This window comes from Bacillus sp. S10(2024), assembly GCF_050473865.1.
Taxonomy (GTDB): domain Bacteria; phylum Bacillota; class Bacilli; order Bacillales; family Bacillaceae_G; genus Bacillus_A.
Map to the genome: position 1 here is coordinate 554499 of NZ_JBFLUR010000002.1, position 17472 is coordinate 571970.

Here is a 17472-nt window from a genome sequence, read left to right on the forward strand (position 1 = left end):
AGGATTAATATGGAATACGTAATTGAGATGAATAATATTACAAAAGTATTCCCAGGAATTGTGGCGAATGATGATATTACGCTGCAAGTGAAACAGGGAGAAATTCATGCTTTACTTGGAGAAAATGGTGCTGGGAAATCCACACTTATGAATGTTTTGTTTGGGTTGTATCAACCAGAACAAGGTGAAATTAAAATAAAAGGAGAATCTGTAAAAATTACCAATCCTAATGTAGCGAATGATCTTGGAATTGGCATGGTACATCAGCACTTTATGCTAGTACATAATTTTACAGTTACAGAAAATATTATTCTCGGAAATGAACCGAAGAAAAGCGGGAAAATTGCAATTGACGAAGCTGCTAAAGAAATTAAAGCATTATCTGAGCAATACGGATTGTCGGTAGATCCATATGCGAAAATAGAAGATATTTCTGTTGGAATGCAGCAACGTGTAGAAATTTTGAAAACGCTCTACCGCGGAGCGGAAATTTTAATTTTTGACGAACCGACAGCTGTTTTAACGCCGCAGGAGATTCAAGAACTTATTCATATTATGAAAAAGCTTGTGCAAGAAGGGAAATCTATTATTCTTATCACACATAAGTTGAAAGAAATTATGGAAGTATGTGATCGTTGTACAATTATTCGTAAAGGAAAGGGAATTGGAACGGTAGACGTTGCAAATACAGATGAAAACAAGCTTGCAGAATTAATGGTCGGACGTCAAGTGAATTTTAAAACAGAAAAGTCAGACGCCAAACCACGTGAAAATGTACTTGAAATTTCCAATCTTGTTGTGCACGATGCACGTCATTTACCTACCGTAAAAGGACTTGACTTAACTGTTCGTGCAGGAGAAATTGTTGGTATTGCAGGAATCGATGGGAATGGACAAAGTGAATTAATAGAAGCGATTACTGGTTTACGAAAAGTTGAGTCAGGCTCTATTACGTTAAGAGAGAAAGACGTAACAAATTGGCCAGTTAGACGGATTACAGAGGAAGGTGTTGGACACATTCCTGAAGATCGTCATAAGCACGGGCTTGTTCTTGATTTTTCTATCGGAGATAACATGGTACTGCAAACGTACTATAAAAATCCATATTCTAAAAAAGGTATTTTAAATTTTACAAAGGTTTATGAAAAAGCAAAATCGTTAATTCAACAGTTCGATGTTCGTACACCGAGTGAGCATACGCCAGCACGAGCATTATCTGGAGGAAATCAGCAAAAGGCAATTATTGCTCGTGAAGTAGATCGTGATCCGGATTTATTAATTGCTGCACAGCCAACACGCGGTTTAGATGTTGGGGCCATTGAGTTTATTCATAAAAAATTAATTGAACAGCGTGATAAAGGAAAGGCAGTTCTGTTACTTTCGCTAGAGCTTGACGAAATTATAAATGTAAGCGACCGCGTCGCTGTCATTTATGAAGGGAAAATTGTTGATATTGTAAATGCAAAAGAAACAAATGAGCAACAGCTAGGTCTGTTAATGGCTGGGGGAAAGAAGAAAGAGAAGGTGAACACAAATGGCTAAAAAATTTTTAACGGAGCGAACAATTAACATTTTAGTACCTGTATTATCCGTTATTTTTGGTTTACTTGTTGGAGCCATTGTCATGATTACGAGTGGATACGATCCAATAGTCGGCTATACCGCATTATGGGATGGTATGGTTGGGAATCCACGTGCAATAGGTGAAACACTCCGTACGATGATTCCGCTTGTTCTTGCTGGTTTATCAGTAGCGTTTGCCTTCCGTACAGGCTTGTTTAATATCGGGGTAGAAGGACAATTGTTAGTAGGGTGGCTTGCTGCTGTTTGGTTCGGTTATGCTGTTTCTTTACCAGCTTTCCTCCATGTTCCGTTATCGATATTATTTGCAGCGCTTGTTGGTGGACTGTGGGGATTTATTCCTGGATATTTAAAAGGGAAGTTTAAGGTAAATGAAGTTATCGTCACAATTATGATGAACTATATCGCGCTTTATGTAACTTATTACATCATTAGGAATTTTCTACATGAAGCAAATGAAAAATCGTATGATATAAAAGCGAGTGCGTCTTTAGCTTCTTCTTGGTTATCCTCTTTAACAGATGGCTCTCGCCTGCACTGGGGAATCGTTGTCGCGATTGTTGTAGCACTTATTATGTGGTTTATATTAGATCGTACAACATTAGGTTACGAGCTGAAATCGGTTGGATTTAATGAGCACGCTTCTAAATATGCTGGAATGAAAGTGTCACGTAATGTTGTATTATCAATGACAATAGCTGGTGCATTTGCTGGAATTGGTGGTGCAATGGAGGGACTTGGAACATTCCAAAGTATGACAGCGATGTCTTCTTTTACAGGAATAGGATTTGATGGTATTGCCGTGGCTCTTCTTGGTGCAAATAATGCATTTGGTATTTTGCTATCAGCACTATTATTTGGCGGATTGAAAAGTGCTGCACCGCAAATGAACTTTGAAGCGAACGTTCCATCTGAACTCATTAATGTTATTATTGCATGTATTATTTTCTTTGTAGCTTGTAGTTACATTTTACGATGGGCACTTTCTCGTTTTAGCAAGGAGGGGAAATAAATGAGTTTCCTAGATATTGTAGCCATTCTTGTCACAGGTACGTTATATACGTCAGCACCGCTTATTTTTACAGCACTTGGGGGCGTGTTTAGTGAACGTTCTGGTGTTGTTAACATTGCATTAGAAGGTTTAATGTTGTTTGGTGCATTTATTGGTGTTGTTACAACTCTATTAATGGGAGATACATGGGGAGCGATGACACCGTGGATTGCGCTTATTTTTGCAGCGATTGGCGGAGGATTATTTGCACTTCTTCATGCGGTTGCATCTATTACATTCCGTGCTGATCAAGTTGTCAGCGGAGTAGCGATTAACTTTTTAGCATTAGGGTTATCAGTGTTTGCGATTAAAAAGATTTTTGGAAAAGGTCAAACTGATTTTATCCAATATCGTATTGAAAAAATTGATATTCCGGGCCTTTCTGATATTCCTGTTATTGGAAAAGTGTTTTTCTCTGATGTACCATTAACTTCTTATATTGCAATTATTTTAGCATTCGTAGTTTGGTATGTGATTTATAAAACACCGTTTGGTTTACGATTACGTGCTGTTGGGGAACATCCGATGGCAGCTGATACAATGGGTATTAATGTTTATAAAATGCGCTATATCGCAGTTTGTTTATCGGGTATGTTTGCTGGTGTTGGCGGTGCTGTATTTTCAACGTCTATCTCAAATAACTTTTCTGGGGCTACAATTACAGGGCAAGGATTTTTAGCGTTAGCAGCAATGATTTTTGGGAAATGGCATCCAATTGGAGCTCTAGGTGCAGCGTTATTTTTTGGATTTGCACAGTCACTTGGTGTTACAGGTGGTACAATTCCTGTTATAGATCAAATTCCAAGTATCTTTTTAACGATATTACCATATGTATTAACAATATTTGCACTTGTCGGTTTTGTTGGACGTTCCGAAGCTCCGAAAGCGCTTGGAACACCATATGAAAAAGGAAAACGATAAAAGCTAAAAAGCTCGCACATTAGTGCGAGTTTTTTTACATACAATAACGTTAATACATGAGAAAATTTGCATTTTCTTTTGTGAAAACTGTATATTGAAGAAGAAAATTCCTTTTTAGAGGAGGGTTACAAATGGATCTTATAAAACAAGAAACACATGAATTAGGTGGATTACGTGTACATATGATTCCAACAGAAAAATATAAAACGAATACATTTGTGTTACGGTTAAAGTCACCGTTATGTGAAGAAACAGTAACAGAACGCGCTTTGCTGCCTTATGTATTACAAAGTGCTACAGAAACACACCCGTCTGTCATTCGAATTCGTCAATATTTAGAGGAGTTATATGGTTCGTCATTAGCTGTTGATGTAAGCAAAAAAGGTGAGGATCATGTTATTTCTATTTATATAGACATTGCCAATGAAACATATTTACAAGAAGCACCGCCTCTCTTTGAAAAAGCAATTGCTATGCTTGCTGATATTTTATTAAGACCAGCAACAGAAGGAAATGGTTTTTTACAAACGGTTGTAGAAAGTGAAAAACGTGCACTGGTGCAGCGTATTGAATCTACGTTTGATGATAAAATGCGCTATGCAAATGAACGTCTCATCGAAGAAATGTGTAAAGTAGAACCGTACCGTTTAAGTGCAAATGGTCAAAAAGAGCGTGTTTCTAATATTACAAACGAAACGTTGTATCAATATTATAAAAAAGTATTAAATGAAGATGAAATGGATTTATATATTATAGGTGATATTGAAGAAGGTGCTCTTGAACTTGTGAAACGATACTTTTCTGTTTCTAAACGTGAACCGAAAGAAAGAAGTGTATTGCTTCATAAGAAAAATGAAGAAGAACAAGAGGTTGTAGAAAAACAAGAACTAAAGCAAAGTAAATTAAATATTGGATATCGCACATATATTACGTATCGCGACGAAGATTATTTTGCGCTGCAGTTATTTAATGGCTTGTTTGGTGGTTTTTCGCATTCAAAATTATTTGTGAATGTACGTGAAAAAAACAGCTTGGCATATTATGCTGCCTCTCGTTATGAAAGTCATAAAGGACTTCTGTTCGTAATGTCTGGAATTGAGGGGAAAAATTATGAAAAAGCTGTAACGATTATTAAAGAACAAATGATAGCAATGCAAAATGGTGATTTTACGGATGAGGAAATTGTACAAACAAAAAGTGTGATTAAGAATCAAGTTTTAGAGACAATTGATACGCCGCGCGGTCTTGTAGAACTTTTGTACCATGAAGTGATTGCAAATTATGGCCGTCCTGTAGAAGAATGGTTAACAGAGATTGAACGAGTAACGAAAGAGGAAATCGTCAAAGTAGCTAATAATATTCAGCTAGATACAATTTACTTCTTACATGGGACGGAGGGAGTTTAAGATGGAAAAAATCGTTTATGAACAATTAAAAGAAACGCTGTATTACGAAAAACTGCCCAATGGTCTAGAAGTATACATTCTCCCAAAACAAGGTTTTAATAAAACGTATGCAACATTTACGACAAAGTATGGTTCTATTGATAATACGTTTGTGCCGCTTGGAAAAAATGATATGCTTCGTGTACCAGATGGAATTGCACATTTTCTAGAGCATAAATTGTTTGAAAAAGAGGATCACGATGCGTTCCAATTATTTAGTAAGCAGGGAGCTTCTTCAAACGCATTCACATCGTTTACAAGAACTGCATATTTATTTTCTTGCACATCAAACGTTGAAAAGAATTTAGAAACATTGTTAGATTTCGTGCAAGATCCATACTTTTCTGAACAAACGGTCGAGAAAGAGAAGGGGATTATTGGGCAAGAAATTCAAATGTATCAAGATAATGCCGATTGGCGTTTATATTTTGGATTAATTGACAGTTTATATAGGGAACATCCTGTAAAGATTGATATCGCAGGAACAATTGATTCAATCAGTAAAATTACGAAAGATTTGTTGTATGAGTGTTATCATACATTTTATCACCCAAGCAATATGTTACTATTTGTTGTTGGTTCGATTGATCCAGAGAAAACGATGGATTTAGTGCGTCAAAATCAAGCGAAAAAAAATTATACTGCTCAATCTGAAATAGCTCGGTCTTTTGATGAAGAACCAGAACAAGTAAATGAGAAAAAAATGGTGATTACAATGCCGGTACAAACACCGAAATGTTTAGTTGGTGTGAAAACGCAAGACTTGAAGCGACAAGGAAAAGACTTGTTAAAGCAAGAAATTGCTTTAACTCTTATGTTAGATTATTTATTTGGAAAAAGTTCTACCCATTATGAAACATTGTATAATGAAGGTTTAATTGATGATACGTTTTCGTACGATTATACAGAAGAAAGCAGTTTTGGTTTTGCGATGATTGGTGGAGATACGAAACATCCAGATGAATTAGCAAAGCGAATAACAGATATTTTACTACAAACGAATTATGATGAGTTATGCGCGGAAACGTTAGAACGTGTGAAAAAGAAGAAAATAGGTGGTTTTTTACGTTCGCTAAATTCCCCAGAATATATTGCAAATCAATTCACACGATATGCATTTAACGGTTCTAGTTTGTTTGACGCATTATCTATATTGGAAAGTTTATCAATTCAAGATTTACAAACAGTTGTGAAGAACTTTTTAAAAGAAGAACGAGTAAGTATTTGCCAGGTACTTCCGAAGAAATAATGAAGTAGAGAGAGGAAAAAGATGAAGAAGTTTGCATTAGTTACCGGGGGAAGTGGGGGAATCGGCTCTGCCATTGTAAGACGGTTAGTAAAAGATGGCTACGCGGTGTATGTTCATTATAATCAAGGCGAAAAGAGAGTTCAGCAATTAGAACAAGAACTTAAAGATATTATTCCCGTTCAGGCTAACTTATCAGAAATAGATGGTGCTTCGCAATTATGGTCGCAAATTCAGCATCCAATTGAGGCGATTGTATATGCGGCTGGGCAGAGTGTTTTTGGATTGACGACAGATGTTACAGATGAACAATTAAATGAGATGGTGGAGTTGCAAGTGAAAAATGTATATAAACTTGTTTCATTTGCACTTCCCTCCATGGTTCGAAATCGAAGTGGGAATATCGTTGTGATTTCTTCCATTTGGGGACAAATAGGTGCTTCATGTGAAGTGTTGTATTCAATGGTGAAAGGAGCGCAAAATTCATACGTAAAAGCATTGGCGAAAGAGGTTGCATTAAGCGGTGTACGGGTGAATGCGATTGCTCCAGGTGCAATTGAAACAGAAATGCTGCGTGTATTTTCGAATGAAGAAAAGCAAGAGATTGCAGAAGAAATTCCGCTTGGCCGATTAGGAATGGCAGAGGAAGTTGCAAATACAGTTGCATTTGTAGTTTCTTCTCAAGCATCTTATATAACAGGTCAAATCATTGGAGTAAATGGGGGCTGGCATTGTTAATCGCTTAAAGTAAGGAGTAGTGTGTTTTACTCATACATAAAAAAAAGCATAGTGGCAAATAGTAAATATGACTCCATTACTTTATAGTGAGGTGCATAACAATGTCAGTATTAGATAACTTTGAACAATGGAAAGGCTTTTTAGGAGAACGTTTAGACCAAGCGCAAGGAAAAGGTTTAGACGGCGGTGCAATTTCTGATATGGCTTATCGTATTGGGGATTATTTAGCAAATGAAGTAGAAGCGCGTAATGACCAAGAAAAATTATTGGCGGAGCTATGGAAAGTTGCAGATGAACAAGAGCAACATACAATTGCAAATTTAATGGTAAAAATGGTCAATCATAAGTAATGAAAAGAGAGGAAGAATCCTCTCTTTTTTTGTCGATTTTGAGAATCATTCAATTAAATCGAGTTTTCGATTGTACATTTCACTTTCCTATTAGGGGAAAATCATATAATATAGTACGTAGGTGTAGAGTAAGCAAGGGGGGGGCATCAAATGATTGAATGGTATTTTGAGTATGAAATACATAAAAACCGACCTGGCTTGCTTGGTGATGTTTCTTCGTTAATCGGTATGCTTGGTATTAATATTGTAACAATTAATGGGGTAGACAATGCTAGGCGCGGACTATTATTAATGTGTGAAAATCAAGAACAAATTTCTAGACTTGAATCAATTTTAAATACGATGGATAATATAACTGTAACGAAATATCGTCCACCGAAGCTTCGCGATCGATTAGCAGTTCGTCACGGAAGATATATACAGCGAGATGCGGATGATAAGAAAACATTTCGTTTCGTTCGTGATGAATTAGGTTTACTTGTCGATTTTATGGCGGAACTGATGAAAAAAGATGGCCATAAATTAATTGGAATTCGTGGAATGCCGCGCGTTGGAAAAACAGAATCCATCGTTGCTGCAAGTGTTTGTGCAAATAAACGTTGGCTTTTTGTATCGTCGACTCTTATTAAACAGACGGTACGCAGTCAGTTAATTGAAGATGAATATAATGATAATAATATCTTTATTTTAGATGGAATTGTTTCAACGAAGCGCGCAAATGAACGACACTGGCAGCTTGTTCGCGAAATTATGAGATTGCCAGCAACAAAGGTTGTAGAGCATCCAGATGTATTTGTGAGTCAGTCAGAATATACACTTGATGATTTTGATTACATTATTGAGTTGAGAAATGATTACGATGAAGAAATTCAATACAGTCTAGTAGATGAAATTGAACAAGGAAATCAAAATAATTTTTCTATGTTCGACTTTTAAAGAAATATTGAGGTGTTAGCATTGACAGAATTAGGACAAAAGCTGAAAGAAGCACGAGAATTGAAAGGTTTTTCCATCGATCAGCTGCAGGAAATTACGAAAATTCAAAAACGTTATTTGATTAGTATTGAAGAAGGAAATTATAGTATATTGCCTGGAGATTTTTACGCGCGTGCCTTTATAAAACAATATGCAGAAGCAGTTGGGTTAAATGGAGAGGCACTACTTGAAGAATATCGACACGAAATACCGCAGTCGATTTCTCAGGATGTCCCGCAATTTTCCACGGGACAAAAGGCGCAGGAAACTGTACAAAAAGCAGCGTCATCACAAATTGCAGACCATATGCCTAAAATTTTAATTACATTGCTTGTTATTGCTGTTGGTGTTGCAATTTGGTTCGTGTTTCAGTTTGTTTTAGGTAAAAATGACGATAGTCAAGTAAAACAAACGAAAAATGCACAAACAGAAGTGGAAAAAGCAGAAAATTCTCCTCTTGATCAAAAGAAAGAAGAGAAAAAACAAGAGAAGAAACAAGAAGTACCTCAACAACCTGGGCAGCAACAAAATCCAGCTCAACAAGAGATTAAAGTTGTTGAAAAGAACGGGAAAGAATCTACATTGGAACTTCGTCATAATAAAGAATTGAAAGTAGAAATAACTGCAAAAGGTACAAGCTATGTAGATATTAAAAACGAAGATGGTAAAGAACTTTATACAGGTACTTTAAATAAGGATGAAAAACAACAACAGGATTTGTCATCAGAACATGTTGTGCGTTTAAACATTGGTAATGCATCAAATGTTGAAATTAAAATTAACGGTCAACCTGTTGAATTTCCACAAAATGCAGAGGAAATGTATCATCAAATTTTAGTGATTAAAAACCTAGGAGAACAACCTGCACAATAATAGTCATCGTTCCGATGACTTTTTTCAATGCATAAACCGTTTTTGACATGATGGAGGAATAGCTGTGAATTTACCAAATAAAATTACTGTATCAAGAATTTGCTTAATTCCTATATTTTTAATTATTATGCTCGTTCCGTTTGATTGGGGAGTATATACAATTGGAGATGTAGAATTGCCAATTCAGCACTTAGTCGGGGCTCTTGTTTTTATTATTGCTTCTGCGACAGATTGGATTGATGGCCATTATGCAAGAAAACATAATCTTGTAACGAATCTAGGGAAATTTTTAGATCCTTTGGCGGATAAATTATTAGTATCTGCAGCATTAATTACGCTTGTAGATTTACATTATGTAGCGACTTGGATGGCAGTTGTTATTATAAGCCGAGAATTTGCAGTTACAGGTTTACGTCTTGTATTAGCTGGTACAGGAGAAGTGGCTGCTGCGAAAATGCCTGGGAAAATTAAAATGTGGATGCAAGTTATTGCAATTTCTGCCTACTTACTTCACGATGTTCCGTTTAATTTAATTAATGTCCCAATTGCAGATATTTCAATATGGGTTGCACTTATTTTCACGATTATTTCAGGATGGGATTATTTCTGGAAAAATAGAGGAGTATTTGTTGATTCGAAATAACGGCTTATGGGGGAATGGAAGATGAATGCAGAGATTATCGCGGTTGGTACAGAGCTATTGCTTGGGCAAATTGCGAATACGAATGCTAAGTTTTTATCAGAAAAACTAGCATCAATCGGAATCGATGTATATTATCACACAGTTGTAGGAGATAATAATAATCGCTTACGCCAAGCAATTGAAATTGCTCAAAAGCGTGCCGATATATTGATTTTCACAGGTGGCTTAGGACCGACAAAAGATGATTTAACGAAAGAAACAATTGCTTCCTCCTTGCAGGAAGAGCTTGTATATGATGAAATAGCACTTGATTCCATTGCTGATTATTATAAAAGAACGGGAAGAGAGTTTACAGAAAATAATAAAAAACAAGCTCTTGTTTTAAGGGGAGCAACTGTGTTTGCAAATGATCATGGTATGGCTCCGGGTATGGGATTATGTAAAGATAACAAGGTGTATATTTTACTTCCAGGACCACCTAAAGAAATGAATCCAATGTATACAAGTTATGTAGAGAATTGGCTTCTTCCTTTTACATCTGGTGAGAATCTATATTCTCGTACTCTTCGATTTTTTGGAATTGGAGAATCACAATTAGAGGCAACGATTCAAGATTTAATAGATGCTCAAACGAATCCGACCATTGCTCCTCTTGCTTCTGAAGGAGAAGTAACGCTTCGCTTGACAGCAAAGCACCATGATGCAAAAGAAGCTGAATCTTTGATAAATCATGTAGAAGAATTGATTTTACAAAGAGTAGGGCAATTTTTTTATGGATATAATCAAGATCTTCTTCATAAAAAAGCAATTACTTTGCTTAAACAAAAGTGTTTAACGATTGCATGTGCTGAAAGTTTAACGGGTGGCTTATTTGGTGATCGTATTACTGAAGTTGCCGGTGTATCTTCTCTGTTTAAAGGTGGCGTAATTTGTTATAGCAATGATGTAAAACAACATGTACTAGATGTGCCAGAAAAGACTTTACAAACAGATGGAGCTGTTAGTGAAGATTGTGCCCGTTATCTTGCTGAAAGTGTGAAAAAACTAATGCAAACGAATGTCGGAATTAGCTTCACTGGAGTAGCAGGGCCGGATGCATCTGAAGGAAAAGAACCTGGAACAGTGTTTATTGGCTTAGCAATAGATGAACAACCGACAGTAGTTATTCCCCTTGCATTAAGTGGAAGTCGTCAACAAATTCGTGAACGAACTGTCAAATACGGATTTTATCATCTGTATAAGAAGCTAGAAGAGATATAAATCTCTTCTAGCTTTTGTTATTTTATATAGAAAAATAGAGGTTTTCCTCTACTGGAAAATAAAAAAACGAATAAACGTTCGATTTTTGTTGGCATAATGGGAAGAAAATATGTATAATAAGATTAGCATTTAAGTTAAGGAGGAATTTTTGAATGAGTGATCGTCAAGCGGCATTAGATATGGCGTTAAAACAAATAGAAAAACAATTCGGTAAAGGCTCTATTATGAAACTAGGAGAGCAAGCGGAACGTAAGATTTCAACTATACCAAGTGGCTCATTGGCACTTGATGTAGCCCTTGGAGTTGGCGGTTATCCACGAGGTCGTATTATTGAAATTTATGGACCTGAAAGTTCAGGTAAAACAACGGTTTCCTTACATGCGATTGCAGAGGTACAGCGTCAAGGCGGACAAGCGGCGTTTATTGATGCAGAACATGCAATGGATCCTGTATATGCACAAAAACTAGGTGTTAACATTGATGAATTATTATTATCTCAACCAGATACAGGAGAACAAGGATTAGAAATTGCTGAAGCATTAGTACGAAGCGGTGCAATTGATATTATTGTTATTGACTCGGTAGCAGCACTTGTTCCAAAAGCAGAGATTGAAGGAGAAATGGGTGACTCTCATGTCGGTTTACAAGCACGTTTAATGTCACAAGCTCTTCGTAAATTATCTGGTGCAATTAACAAGTCAAAAACAATCGCAATTTTCATTAACCAAATTCGTGAAAAAGTTGGGGTAATGTTTGGAAATCAACAAATGGTTGCTTAATCTTTATAGATTAAGGAGTTTACTATGGGTTTCCCTTGCTAGTGATAGCAAGTTCAAAAAACCTTGTGAACCTTATTGCCTAAGGGTGTAGCTATATAGCTGCTAACGGTGAAGCCCTCCAAATAATAGGGTAATACCGTGCCAAGCTTCAGACGGATTTGAAGAAGGTGTAGAGACTACCGAAAAGGACTTTTAAAGTTAACTGAGTAGGGTACGGCAGAAGATAGGCTCCTGCTGGAAGTGCAAGGCTCTCTGTAAAGAGATGAAGAGATAGTCCGCGCTATAGAGATGGAAAATCTATAGAATTTTGCCAGAAACAACTCCAGGTGGACGTGCGTTGAAGTTCTATTCAACTGTACGTTTAGAAGTACGTCGTGCTGAGCAGTTAAAGCAAGGTAACGATATTGTTGGTAATAAAACAAAAGTGAAGGTAGTAAAAAATAAAGTAGCGCCTCCTTTCCGCGTTGCAGAGGTTGATATTATGTACGGAGAAGGGATCTCGAGAGAAGGCGAAATTTTAGATATGGCTTCTGAACTTGATATCGTTCAAAAGAGCGGAGCTTGGTATTCTTATAATGAAGAACGCTTAGGACAAGGGCGTGAAAATGCGAAGCAATTTTTAAAAGAAAATCCAGAGATTACAGACGAAATAGCATTCTTTATTCGTGAGCATCATGGTATTGGTGAAGAGGGTGCATCTGGAAGCGGAGAAGATATGACTCTTCTTGAAGATTAAAAGACACGGTTTCGTGTCTTTTATTTTTTAGCCTGCTAATTATGAACGGTATTAATCTATTTTAAATGAGTTTGTTTTGTTCAACTAATAATCGGCAAGAGGTAAAGAAACCTCACTAATGGAAGTTTCACTTGACTGTAGGTAAAGAAAGTAAAGGTAGACAATGCTTGACAATGAAAATAGCGGTAGATACAATGATAATGTATATTTTTTCTTATATTATATACGACACACTCTTCTCAAGAAGAGAAGTAACATTCGGAGAGGACGTATACTTTCCGAAATAAGCATATGTCTAGTTTAATTGTGAATTGAAGAAAGTCCCTTAAAAAGGCGGGACGACGGTCATCGCTGTACGTTGTAGGTGCAAACAATGTACATCCATGCAGTCTTTTTTCATTCATAGCAAGAGGAGGTGAAATAATGGGTAATGAATTTTGGATACTCATCTCCATTTTGCTGGCCATCGTCAGTGCAGTTGTTGGGTTTTTTGTTCGAAAGTCCATTGCGGAAGCGAAGATTAACGGTGCGACCAATGAAGCGAAGCGCATTGTAGAAGATGCAAATCGTCAAGCAGAAGCACTGAAAAAGGAAGCGCTATTAGAAGCAAAGGATGAAATTCATACACTTCGTACAGAAGCGGAATTAGAAATTCGTGACCGAAGAAGCGAGTTACAAAAACAAGAAAATCGTTTAATGCAAAAAGAAGAGAACCTTGATCGAAAAGATGAATCGCTTGAGAAAAGTCAGCAATTATTAGAAAAGAAAGAGGAATCTCTTGTAGCAAGACAACAGCAGATTGAAGATTTGGAAAGCAAAGTGGGAGAGTTAGTACAAAAACAGCAAGATGAATTAGAGCGTATTTCTAACCTAACACGTGAGCAAGCAAGAGCTATTATCTTAGAAAAAGTTGAAAATGAAATTTCGCATGAAATCGCTGTTATGGTAAAAGAAACTGAAGTACGTGCAAAAGAAGAAGCGGATAAGAAAGCGAAAGAGATTTTATCTTTAGCTATGCAAAGATGTGCTGCTGATCACGTTGCCGAAACAACGGTTTCAGTTGTAAATCTTCCAAATGACGAAATGAAGGGTCGTATTATCGGGCGTGAAGGACGAAATATTCGTACGTTAGAAACATTAACGGGTATTGATCTAATTATTGATGATACACCAGAAGCAGTAATATTATCAGGTTTTGACCCAATTCGTCGTGAAACTGCTCGTATTGCTTTGGATAAACTTGTACAAGACGGACGTATTCACCCAGCCCGTATTGAAGAAATGGTTGAAAAATCAAGACGTGAAGTGGATGAGTATATTCGTGAAGTTGGAGAACAAACGACATTTGAAGTAGGTGTACATGGATTACACCCAGACTTAATTAAGATTTTAGGTCGTTTGAAATTTAGAACAAGCTACGGTCAAAACGTCCTAAAACACTCTATGGAGGTTGCTTACTTAGCTGGGCTAATGGCAGCAGAACTTGGTGAGGACGAAAAACTGGCTCGTCGTGCTGGTTTATTGCATGACATCGGAAAGGCAATTGACCATGAAGTTGAAGGTAGCCACGTTGAAATTGGCGTCGAGCTTGCGACAAAATATAAAGAGCATCCAGTTGTTATTAATAGTATTGCATCTCATCATGGGGATACAGAACCTACTTCTATTATCGCAGTTCTTGTGGCCGCGGCAGATGCATTGTCAGCAGCAAGACCTGGAGCGCGAAGTGAGACACTTGAAAATTATATTCGTCGTCTTGAGAAGCTTGAAGAGATTTCTGAGTCTTATGATGGTGTTGAGAAATCCTATGCAATTCAAGCTGGACGTGAAGTTCGTATCTTAGTGAAACCAGATACAATTGATGACTTAGAGGCTCATCGTTTAGCACGTGATATTCGAAAACGTATTGAAAATGAACTGGATTATCCAGGACATATTAAAGTTACCGTTATTCGGGAAACTCGTGCAGTTGAATATGCAAAATAAAGTGGTGGTGTTGCACCACTTTATTTTTTTGTGCTGAGAATGGACACAATATAAGAAAGCTTGTAGAATCGGAAATGACTCATGAAATAGGATAATGTGAGCAAATCCGTATTTTCATAAGTGAAGGTTGTAATTTATCCCGCTATTCGTGGGCAGTAATACTCCCACCTTACAATTCGGCGAAAGTAATGTCTAGCTCTAGCGGCTAGAATCTCCGGTCGTTTCGCCTTCTCGGACGAGGCAAAAAGCGCCTCTTTATCGGGGGCTCCAACGTCCTGCGACTCTCAGCGAGCCGCTTCCGCTTTTTTGAAGAAGTTAGGTGGCAGATAAAAGATAAACTGCCGGCATGCGCCCAATTGGTGAGGGGTGATTAAAGTTTCACTTTATGAGAATAAACTACGAAGAATGTATAGATGGAAAGGGTAAGAACAATGAGAATTTTATTTGTTGGGGATGTAGTAGGCTCGCCAGGAAGAAAGATGATTCAAGATTACGTGCCTGCGTTAAAGAAAAAATATACACCTACAGTTACGATTATTAACGGAGAAAATGCTGCAGGTGGACGTGGTATTACAGAGAAAATTTATCGTAATTTTTTAGAGTGCGGTGCACAAGCAGTTACACTTGGAAATCATGCATGGGATAACCGTGAAATTTTTGAATTTATTGATGATGCAAAGTACCTTGCAAGACCAGCAAATTTCCCGGAAGGAACGCCAGGAAAAGGACTTATTTTTGTAAATTGTAATGGCGTAGAAGTAGCGGTAATTAATTTACAAGGTCGTACATTTTTACCACCAATTGATTGTCCGTTCCGAAAAGTGGACGAATTGATTAAGATCGCAAAAAAACGTACGAACATTATTTTTATTGACTTTCATGCGGAAACAACGAGTGAAAAGCAAGCGCTAGGATGGTATGTAGATGGACGTGCTACAGCAGTTGTTGGTACGCACACACACGTTCCAACAGCGGATAATCGTATTTTACCAGATGGAACAGCTTATATTACAGATGTTGGGATGACAGGTCCATATGATGGGATTTTAGGAATGGATCGTGAAGCAGTGCTGAAGAAATTTTTAACAAACCTTCCAGTACGTTTTGAAGTAACCAATGGAAGAACGCAGTTAAGTGCCGTGTTAATTGATGTAGATCCTAATACAGGGAAAGCTAAAAAAATTGATCGTATTTTAATTAATGATGATCAACCATTTTTTGAATAAAACACAAAAAGTTGGAAAAGAAAATATATTTTAATTTTTTAGAAAAATTACGAATTTTTAGCAGGAATATGAATCATTGCTCGTGAATATAAGTTAAAAGTGAACTCAATCGCTAATATTTTTTAAAGAAACGAGGAGGAAACGAGCAATGGAAATATTAAAAGTTAAAGCAACTTCAGTACCTAACTCTGTAGCTGGTGCACTTGCTGGAGTCATTCGTGAGCGTGGCTCAGCAGAAATGCAAGCAATTGGTGCAGGTGCATTGAATCAAGCCGTAAAGGCAGTAGCAATTGCGAGAGGATTTGTGGCGCCGAGTGGTGTGGATTTGATATGTATCCCAGCTTTCACAGATATTATGATTGATGGTGAAGAACGTACAGCAATTAAATTAATTGTAGAGCCTCGTTAAATTGGATGACCTGTTTGCATTTGCAAACAGGTCATTTTTATCCATCTATTTGTGGACAGTCATAAGGGGCAAGCTAATGATTATTGCAAGAAGATTTTGGTTGCCAGCTGTAACAATACAATAAAACATAAGAATATTTCAGGAAGAAAGGATGAAGAGCATTGAAAATTTTTGATGCGCACTGTGATGTATTGTGGCAGTTATGGATGGGGAAAGGAAAGCGAACTTTTCAAAATGATTCTTCTTTACATATTACATATGATCAGTTAACACAAAAGGGTGGTAGTATTCAATGTTTTGCAATTTATGTACCGGAAGAAGTTTCATATGAACAACGATTTGCAGTTGCATTAGAGATGGCAAATATATTTCATGAACAAATTTTGGCTCTTCCGAATATAAAATGGATTCGGACAAAAGAAGATATTCTGAAATTGGAAACGAATGATATAGGAGCGCTTTTAACTTTAGAAGGATGCGATGCAATTGGAAAAGAATTAACGAAGCTAAAAACGTTGTATTATCTTGGTGTTCGTTCTGTTGGCCTTACTTGGAACTATGCGAACTTAGTTGCTGATGGAGCGTTAGAGTCTCGAGATGGCGGTTTAACACTGTTTGGCGAAAAAGTAGTTGATGATTTAAATCGCTACAAGATATGGACAGATGTTTCTCATCTGTCAGAGAAAGGGTTTTGGGATGTGATGGAACTTGCCGATTATCCAATTGCATCGCATTCAAATAGTTATGAGTTATGTTCGCATCCAAGAAATATAACGAATGAACAAATAAGAGCATTAATTCAAAAAAACGGAATGATTGGGATAACATTCGTCCCAATGTTTTTAGCTGCAAACAAGTCTGTTTGTACTGATGATATATTAAGGCACGTAGAGCATGTGTGTATGCTTGGCGGCGAGAGGAATGTAGGATTCGGATCAGATTTTGATGGGATTACGGAAACAGTCGTAAATGTGGAAAGGTATGAGCACTATGATTATGTCATAAATGAACTATTAAAACGCTATAAAGAAGAGCAAGTCAATAATTTCATATATCGTAATTTTATACATCATATTCCATTTTAGAACATGGCTATAAAAGTGTTTGTAGAAAAGTTAGAAAATTTGAAAAATAAGTAATAAAATTATATCAAATTGTTGCATTTTTACTGTTGTAGAGCTAGAATTGTAAACGAATTAAGATTATGCGAAACATTCGCTGGAATCAGAAGAGGTATAATTTGTGTCCATTGT

General features: G+C 36.9%; 15 protein-coding genes and 2 pseudogenes. All 17 read left to right on the forward strand.

What is annotated here, in order from left to right:
* The first annotated feature begins 9 nt into the window (after nucleotides 1-9).
* The 17 genes and pseudogenes from AB1280_RS02935 to AB1280_RS03015 all read left to right on the forward strand — a co-directional run bounded on the left by AB1280_RS02935 (nucleotide 10) and on the right by AB1280_RS03015 (nucleotide 17304).
* Nucleotides 10-1542 carry an ABC transporter ATP-binding protein gene (locus AB1280_RS02935; protein WP_272188068.1) on the forward strand — a complete coding sequence of 511 codons (1533 nt, stop codon included), beginning with the start codon at nucleotides 10-12 and terminating at the stop codon, nucleotides 1540-1542.
* Nucleotides 1535-2593 (forward strand): ABC transporter permease, encoded by a 1059-nt coding sequence (locus tag AB1280_RS02940; RefSeq protein ID WP_429754820.1) that lies wholly within the window; start codon nucleotides 1535-1537, stop codon nucleotides 2591-2593. The genes AB1280_RS02935 and AB1280_RS02940 overlap by 8 nt, the downstream gene beginning before the upstream one ends.
* Entirely contained in the window at nucleotides 2594-3553 is a 960-nt protein-coding gene (locus AB1280_RS02945) for an ABC transporter permease (RefSeq protein WP_272188066.1), read from the forward strand.
* 131 nt (nucleotides 3554-3684) lie between these two features.
* Nucleotides 3685-4959 (forward strand): EF-P 5-aminopentanol modification-associated protein YfmF, encoded by a 1275-nt coding sequence (gene yfmF / locus AB1280_RS02950; RefSeq protein ID WP_429754821.1) that lies wholly within the window; start codon nucleotides 3685-3687, stop codon nucleotides 4957-4959.
* 1 nt (nucleotide 4960) lies between these two features.
* Entirely contained in the window at nucleotides 4961-6247 is a 1287-nt protein-coding gene (yfmH, locus tag AB1280_RS02955; protein WP_429754822.1) for an EF-P 5-aminopentanol modification-associated protein YfmH, read from the forward strand.
* 21 nt (nucleotides 6248-6268) lie between these two features.
* Entirely contained in the window at nucleotides 6269-6982 is a 714-nt protein-coding gene (gene ymfI, locus AB1280_RS02960; protein WP_272188063.1) for an elongation factor P 5-aminopentanone reductase, read from the forward strand.
* A 101-nt stretch (nucleotides 6983-7083) separates the two neighbouring features.
* On the forward strand, nucleotides 7084-7332 hold the full coding sequence (locus AB1280_RS02965; protein WP_272188062.1) for a DUF3243 domain-containing protein: 249 nt from the start codon (nucleotides 7084-7086) through the stop codon (nucleotides 7330-7332).
* A 150-nt stretch (nucleotides 7333-7482) separates the two neighbouring features.
* Complete coding sequence (locus tag AB1280_RS02970; RefSeq protein ID WP_098917275.1) at nucleotides 7483-8268, forward strand: DUF3388 domain-containing protein; 786 nt, start codon at nucleotides 7483-7485, stop codon at nucleotides 8266-8268.
* Nucleotides 8269-8289: 21 nt separating this feature from the next.
* Nucleotides 8290-9180 (forward strand): helix-turn-helix domain-containing protein, encoded by an 891-nt coding sequence (locus AB1280_RS02975; protein ID WP_429754823.1) that lies wholly within the window; start codon nucleotides 8290-8292, stop codon nucleotides 9178-9180.
* Nucleotides 9181-9244: 64 nt separating this feature from the next.
* A complete protein-coding gene (gene pgsA / locus AB1280_RS02980) occupies nucleotides 9245-9823 on the forward strand; it encodes a CDP-diacylglycerol--glycerol-3-phosphate 3-phosphatidyltransferase (RefSeq protein WP_429754824.1) in 579 nt (192 codons plus the stop codon).
* A gap of 21 nt (nucleotides 9824-9844) precedes the next feature.
* On the forward strand, nucleotides 9845-11083 hold the full coding sequence (locus tag AB1280_RS02985; RefSeq protein ID WP_429754825.1) for a competence/damage-inducible protein A: 1239 nt from the start codon (nucleotides 9845-9847) through the stop codon (nucleotides 11081-11083).
* 152 nt (nucleotides 11084-11235) lie between these two features.
* Nucleotides 11236-11850: pseudogene (gene recA, locus AB1280_RS02990) on the forward strand (recombinase RecA); the annotation flags it as partial.
* A 322-nt stretch (nucleotides 11851-12172) separates the two neighbouring features.
* Nucleotides 12173-12598: pseudogene (locus AB1280_RS02995) on the forward strand (recombinase RecA); the annotation flags it as partial.
* Nucleotides 12599-13021: 423 nt separating this feature from the next.
* Nucleotides 13022-14584 (forward strand): ribonuclease Y, encoded by a 1563-nt coding sequence (rny, locus tag AB1280_RS03000; RefSeq protein ID WP_272188058.1) that lies wholly within the window; start codon nucleotides 13022-13024, stop codon nucleotides 14582-14584.
* A 431-nt stretch (nucleotides 14585-15015) separates the two neighbouring features.
* The gene (locus AB1280_RS03005; protein ID WP_272188057.1) at nucleotides 15016-15810 is read left to right on the forward strand and encodes a TIGR00282 family metallophosphoesterase; all 795 of its coding nucleotides are present in this window, start codon (nucleotides 15016-15018) and stop codon (nucleotides 15808-15810) included.
* A 148-nt stretch (nucleotides 15811-15958) separates the two neighbouring features.
* Nucleotides 15959-16219 (forward strand): stage V sporulation protein SpoVS, encoded by a 261-nt coding sequence (gene spoVS / locus AB1280_RS03010; RefSeq protein ID WP_020059065.1) that lies wholly within the window; start codon nucleotides 15959-15961, stop codon nucleotides 16217-16219.
* A 161-nt stretch (nucleotides 16220-16380) separates the two neighbouring features.
* Nucleotides 16381-17304 (forward strand): dipeptidase, encoded by a 924-nt coding sequence (locus AB1280_RS03015; protein WP_429754826.1) that lies wholly within the window; start codon nucleotides 16381-16383, stop codon nucleotides 17302-17304.
* Nucleotides 17305-17472: the final 168 nt, after the last annotated feature.

Bases quoted from the DNA above. Each gene is read 5' to 3' on its own strand.
- AB1280_RS02935 (WP_272188068.1), top strand. From the start codon at position 10: ATGGAATACGTAATTGAGATGAATAATATTACAAAAGTATTCCCAGGA.
- AB1280_RS02940 (WP_429754820.1), top strand. From the start codon at position 1,535: ATGGCTAAAAAATTTTTAACGGAGCGAACAATTAACATTTTAGTACCT.
- AB1280_RS02945 (WP_272188066.1), top strand. From the start codon at position 2,594: ATGAGTTTCCTAGATATTGTAGCCATTCTTGTCACAGGTACGTTATAT.
- yfmF (WP_429754821.1), top strand. From the start codon at position 3,685: ATGGATCTTATAAAACAAGAAACACATGAATTAGGTGGATTACGTGTA.
- yfmH (WP_429754822.1), top strand. From the start codon at position 4,961: ATGGAAAAAATCGTTTATGAACAATTAAAAGAAACGCTGTATTACGAA.
- ymfI (WP_272188063.1), top strand. From the start codon at position 6,269: ATGAAGAAGTTTGCATTAGTTACCGGGGGAAGTGGGGGAATCGGCTCT.
- AB1280_RS02965 (WP_272188062.1), top strand. From the start codon at position 7,084: ATGTCAGTATTAGATAACTTTGAACAATGGAAAGGCTTTTTAGGAGAA.
- AB1280_RS02970 (WP_098917275.1), top strand. From the start codon at position 7,483: ATGATTGAATGGTATTTTGAGTATGAAATACATAAAAACCGACCTGGC.
- AB1280_RS02985 (WP_429754825.1), top strand. From the start codon at position 9,845: ATGAATGCAGAGATTATCGCGGTTGGTACAGAGCTATTGCTTGGGCAA.
- rny (WP_272188058.1), top strand. From the start codon at position 13,022: ATGGGTAATGAATTTTGGATACTCATCTCCATTTTGCTGGCCATCGTC.
- AB1280_RS03005 (WP_272188057.1), top strand. From the start codon at position 15,016: ATGAGAATTTTATTTGTTGGGGATGTAGTAGGCTCGCCAGGAAGAAAG.
- spoVS (WP_020059065.1), top strand. From the start codon at position 15,959: ATGGAAATATTAAAAGTTAAAGCAACTTCAGTACCTAACTCTGTAGCT.